The organism is Streptococcus pseudopneumoniae (assembly GCF_001072315.1).
GTDB lineage: Bacteria > Bacillota > Bacilli > Lactobacillales > Streptococcaceae > Streptococcus > Streptococcus pseudopneumoniae_R.
The window spans coordinates 1-5,182 of sequence record NZ_JVLI01000209.1 but is presented as its reverse complement, the minus strand read 5'-3'; the positions used below and the strand labels follow the sequence as shown (position 1 = coordinate 5,182).

1 tRNA gene and 3 rRNA genes are annotated in these 5,182 nt (G+C 49.7%); all 4 read left to right on the top strand.

Annotated elements, in window-relative coordinates:
- Nucleotides 1-290: 290 nt before the first annotated feature.
- The 4 genes from ADH54_RS10785 to rrf all read left to right on the top strand — a co-directional run bounded on the left by ADH54_RS10785 (nt 291) and on the right by rrf (nt 5,181).
- A 16S ribosomal RNA gene (locus tag ADH54_RS10785) occupies nt 291-1,836 on the top strand.
- Between the two features lie 51 nt (nt 1,837-1,887).
- Nucleotides 1,888-1,960, top strand: a tRNA-Ala gene (locus ADH54_RS10780).
- Nucleotides 1,961-2,085: 125 nt separating this feature from the next.
- A 23S ribosomal RNA gene (locus ADH54_RS10775) occupies nt 2,086-4,989 on the top strand.
- A 76-nt stretch (nt 4,990-5,065) separates the two neighbouring features.
- Nucleotides 5,066-5,181: ribosomal RNA gene (gene rrf / locus ADH54_RS10770) — 5S ribosomal RNA — on the top strand.
- The 16S, 23S and 5S rRNA genes sit together here with 1 tRNA gene alongside, the layout of an rRNA operon.
- Nucleotide 5,182: the final 1 nt, after the last annotated feature.

The following is a 5,182-nucleotide window of genomic DNA, read 5'->3' as shown; positions in this document are numbered from 1 at the left end:
ACACCGCCTTTTCACGGCGGTAACACGGGTTCGAATCCCGTACGGACTATGGTATGTTGCGGTAGGAACACTTGATGAAAAAAGATTAAAAAAGTTTCAAAAAAGTGTTGACAAGCGAAAGCGTCTGTGATATACTAATATAGTTGTCGCTTGAGAGAAGCAAGTGACAAAGACCTTTGAAAACTGAACAAGACGAACCAATGTGCAGGGCACTACAACTAAGGTTGTAGTACTGAACAATGAAAAAACAATAAATCTGTCAGTGACAGAAATGAGTGAGAACTCAAACTTTTAATGAGAGTTTGATCCTGGCTCAGGACGAACGCTGGCGGCGTGCCTAATACATGCAAGTAGAACGCTGAAGGAGGAGCTTGCTCTTCTGGATGAGTTGCGAACGGGTGAGTAACGCGTAGGTAACCTGCCTGGTAGCGGGGGATAACTATTGGAAACGATAGCTAATACCGCATAAGAGTAGATGTTGCATGACATTTGCTTAAAAGGTGCAATTGCATCACTACCAGATGGACCTGCGTTGTATTAGCTAGTTGGTGGGGTAACGGCTCACCAAGGCGACGATACATAGCCGACCTGAGAGGGTGATCGGCCACACTGGGACTGAGACACGGCCCAGACTCCTACGGGAGGCAGCAGTAGGGAATCTTCGGCAATGGACGGAAGTCTGACCGAGCAACGCCGCGTGAGTGAAGAAGGTTTTCGGATCGTAAAGCTCTGTTGTAAGAGAAGAACGAGTGTGAGAGTGGAAAGTTCACACTGTGACGGTATCTTACCAGAAAGGGACGGCTAACTACGTGCCAGCAGCCGCGGTAATACGTAGGTCCCGAGCGTTGTCCGGATTTATTGGGCGTAAAGCGAGCGCAGGCGGTTAGATAAGTCTGAAGTTAAAGGCTGTGGCTTAACCATAGTACGCTTTGGAAACTGTTTAACTTGAGTGCAAGAGGGGAGAGTGGAATTCCATGTGTAGCGGTGAAATGCGTAGATATATGGAGGAACACCGGTGGCGAAAGCGGCTCTCTGGCTTGTAACTGACGCTGAGGCTCGAAAGCGTGGGGAGCAAACAGGATTAGATACCCTGGTAGTCCACGCCGTAAACGATGAGTGCTAGGTGTTAGACCCTTTCCGGGGTTTAGTGCCGTAGCTAACGCATTAAGCACTCCGCCTGGGGAGTACGACCGCAAGGTTGAAACTCAAAGGAATTGACGGGGGCCCGCACAAGCGGTGGAGCATGTGGTTTAATTCGAAGCAACGCGAAGAACCTTACCAGGTCTTGACATCCCTCTGACCGCTCTAGAGATAGAGCTTTCCTTCGGGACAGAGGTGACAGGTGGTGCATGGTTGTCGTCAGCTCGTGTCGTGAGATGTTGGGTTAAGTCCCGCAACGAGCGCAACCCCTATTGTTAGTTGCCATCATTCAGTTGGGCACTCTAGCGAGACTGCCGGTAATAAACCGGAGGAAGGTGGGGATGACGTCAAATCATCATGCCCCTTATGACCTGGGCTACACACGTGCTACAATGGCTGGTACAACGAGTCGCAAGCCGGTGACGGCAAGCTAATCTCTTAAAGCCAGTCTCAGTTCGGATTGTAGGCTGCAACTCGCCTACATGAAGTCGGAATCGCTAGTAATCGCGGATCAGCACGTCGCGGTGAATACGTTCCCGGGCCTTGTACACACCGCCCGTCACACCACGAGAGTTTGTAACACCCGAAGTCGGTGAGGTAACCGTAAGGAGCCAGCCGCCTAAGGTGGGATAGATGATTGGGGTGAAGTCGTAACAAGGTAGCCGTATCGGAAGGTGCGGCTGGATCACCTCCTTTCTAAGGATAAGGAACTGCACATTGGTCTTGTTTAGTCTTGAGAGGTCTTGTGGGGCCTTAGCTCAGCTGGGAGAGCGCCTGCTTTGCACGCAGGAGGTCAGCGGTTCGATCCCGCTAGGCTCCATTGGTGAGAGATCACCAAGTAATGCACATTGAAAATTGAATATCTATATCAAATAGTAACAAGAAAATAAACCGAAAACGCTGTAGTATTAATAAGAGTTTATGACTGAAAGGTCAGAAAAATAAGGTTAAGTTAATAAGGGCGCACGGTGGATGCCTTGGCACTAGGAGCCGAAGAAGGACGTGACAAACGACGATATGCCTTGGGTAGCTGTAAGTAAGCGATGATCCAGGGATTTCCGAATGGGGGAACCCAACAGGTACTACCTGTTACCCGCATCTGTTAAGGATGTGAGGAGGAAGACGCAGTGAACTGAAACATCTAAGTAGCTGCAGGAAGAGAAAGCAAAAGCGATTGCCTTAGTAGCGGCGAGCGAAACGGCAGGAGGGCAAACCGAAGAGTTTACTCTTCGGGGTTGTAGGACTGCAATGTGGACTCAAAGATTATAGAAGAATGATTTGGGAAGATCAGCCAAAGAGAGTAATAGCCTCGTATTTAAAATAGTCTTTGTACCTAGCAGTATCCTGAGTACGGCGGGACACGCGAAATCCCGTCGGAATCTGGGAGGACCATCTCCCAACCCTAAATACTCCCTAGTGACCGATAGTGAACCAGTACCGTGAGGGAAAGGTGAAAAGCACCCCGGGAGGGGAGTGAAATAGAACCTGAAACCGTGTGCCTACAACAAGTTCGAGCCCGTTAATGGGTGAGAGCGTGCCTTTTGTAGAATGAACCGGCGAGTTACGTTATGATGCGAGGTTAAGTTGAAGAGACGGAGCCGTAGGGAAACCGAGTCTGAATAGGGCGCCTTAGTATCATGACGTAGACCCGAAACCATGTGACCTACCCATGAGCAGGTTGAAGGTGCGGTAAGACGCACTGGAGGACCGAACCAGGGCACGTTGAAAAGTGCTTGGATGACTTGTGGGTAGCGGAGAAATTCCAAACGAACTTGGAGATAGCTGGTTCTCTCCGAAATAGCTTTAGGGCTAGCGTCGACATTAGAGATTCTTGGAGGTAGAGCACTGTTTGGGTGAGGGGTCCATCCCGGATTACCAATCTCAGATAAACTCCGAATGCCAAAGAATTATGGTCGGCAGTCAGACTGCGAGTGCTAAGATCCGTAGTCGAAAGGGAAACAGCCCAGACCACCAGCTAAGGTCCCAAAATAATTGTTAAGTGGAAAAGGATGTGGGGTTGCACAGACAACTAGGATGTTAGCTTAGAAGCAGCTATTCATTCAAAGAGTGCGTAATAGCTCACTAGTCGAGTGACCCTGCGCCGAAAATGTACCGGGGCTAAAACAATTTACCGAAGCTGTGGATACCTTTATAGGTATGGTAGGAGAGCGTTCTATGTGTGAAGAAGGTGTACCGTGAGGAGTGCTGGAACGCATAGAAGTGAGAATGCCGGTATGAGTAGCGAAAGACAGGTGAGAATCCTGTCCACCGTAAGACTAAGGTTTCCAGGGGAAGGCTCGTCCGCCCTGGGTTAGTCGGGACCTAAGGAGAGACCGAAAGGTGTATCCGATGGACAACAGGTTGATATTCCTGTACTAGAGTATGTAGTGATGGAGGGACGCAGTAGGCTAACTAAAGCAGACGATTGGAAGTGTCTGTCTAAGCAGTGAGGTGTGAATTGAGTTAAATGCTTAGTTCTATAACATTGAGCTGTGATGGGGAGCGAAGTTTAGTAGCGAAGTTAGTGACGTCACACTGCCAAGAAAAGCTTCTAGCGTTTAAACATACTCTACCCGTACCGCAAACCGACACAGGTAGTCGAGGCGAGTAGCCTCAGGTGAGCGAGAGAACTCTCGTTAAGGAACTCGGCAAAATGACCCCGTAACTTCGGGAGAAGGGGTGCTGACTTTACGTCAGCCGCAGTGAATAGGCCCAAGCAACTGTTTATCAAAAACACAGCTCTCTGCTAAATCGTAAGATGATGTATAGGGGGTGACGCCTGCCCGGTGCTGGAAGGTTAAGAGGAGTGCTTAGCGGTAACGCGAAGGTATGAATTGAAGCCCCAGTAAACGGCGGCCGTAACTATAACGGTCCTAAGGTAGCGAAATTCCTTGTCGGGTAAGTTCCGACCCGCACGAAAGGCGTAATGATTTGGGCACTGTCTCAACGAGAGACTCGGTGAAATTTTAGTACCTGTGAAGATGCAGGTTACCCGCGACAGGACGGAAAGACCCCATGGAGCTTTACTGCAGTTTGATATTGAGTGTCTGTACCACATGTACAGGATAGGTAGGAGTCTAAGAGATCGGGACGCCAGTTTCGAAGGAGACGTTGTTGGGATACTACCCTTGTGTTATGGCCACTCTAACCCAGATAGGTGATCCCTATCGGAGACAGTGTCTGACGGGCAGTTTGACTGGGGCGGTCGCCTCCTAAAAGGTAACGGAGGCGCCCAAAGGTTCCCTCAGAATGGTTGGAAATCATTCGCAGAGTGTAAAGGTATAAGGGAGCTTGACTGCGAGAGCTACAACTCGAGCAGGGACGAAAGTCGGGCTTAGTGATCCGGTGGTTCCGTATGGAAGGGCCATCGCTCAACGGATAAAAGCTACCCTGGGGATAACAGGCTTATCTCCCCCAAGAGTTCACATCGACGGGGAGGTTTGGCACCTCGATGTCGGCTCGTCGCATCCTGGGGCTGTAGTCGGTCCCAAGGGTTGGGCTGTTCGCCCATTAAAGCGGCACGCGAGCTGGGTTCAGAACGTCGTGAGACAGTTCGGTCCCTATCCGTCGCGGGCGTAGGAAATTTGAGAGGATCTGCTCCTAGTACGAGAGGACCAGAGTGGACTTACCGCTGGTGTACCAGTTGTCTTGCCAAAGGCATCGCTGGGTAGCTATGTAGGGAAGGGATAAACGCTGAAAGCATCTAAGTGTGAAACCCACCTCAAGATGAGATTTCCCATGATTATATATCAGTAAGAGCCCTGAGAGATGATCAGGTAGATAGGTTAGAAGTGGAAGTGTGGCGACACATGTAGCGGACTAATACTAATAGCTCTAGGACTTATCCAAAGTAACTGAGAATACGAAAGCGAGAGGTTTTCTTGGTTTGAATAGATATTCAATTTTGAGTAGGTATTACTCAGAGTTAAGTGACGATAGCCTAGGAGATACACCTGTACCCATGCCGAACACAGAAGTTAAGCCCTAGAACGCCGGAAGTAGTTGGGGGTTGCCCCCTGTGAGATATGGAAGTCGCTTAGCT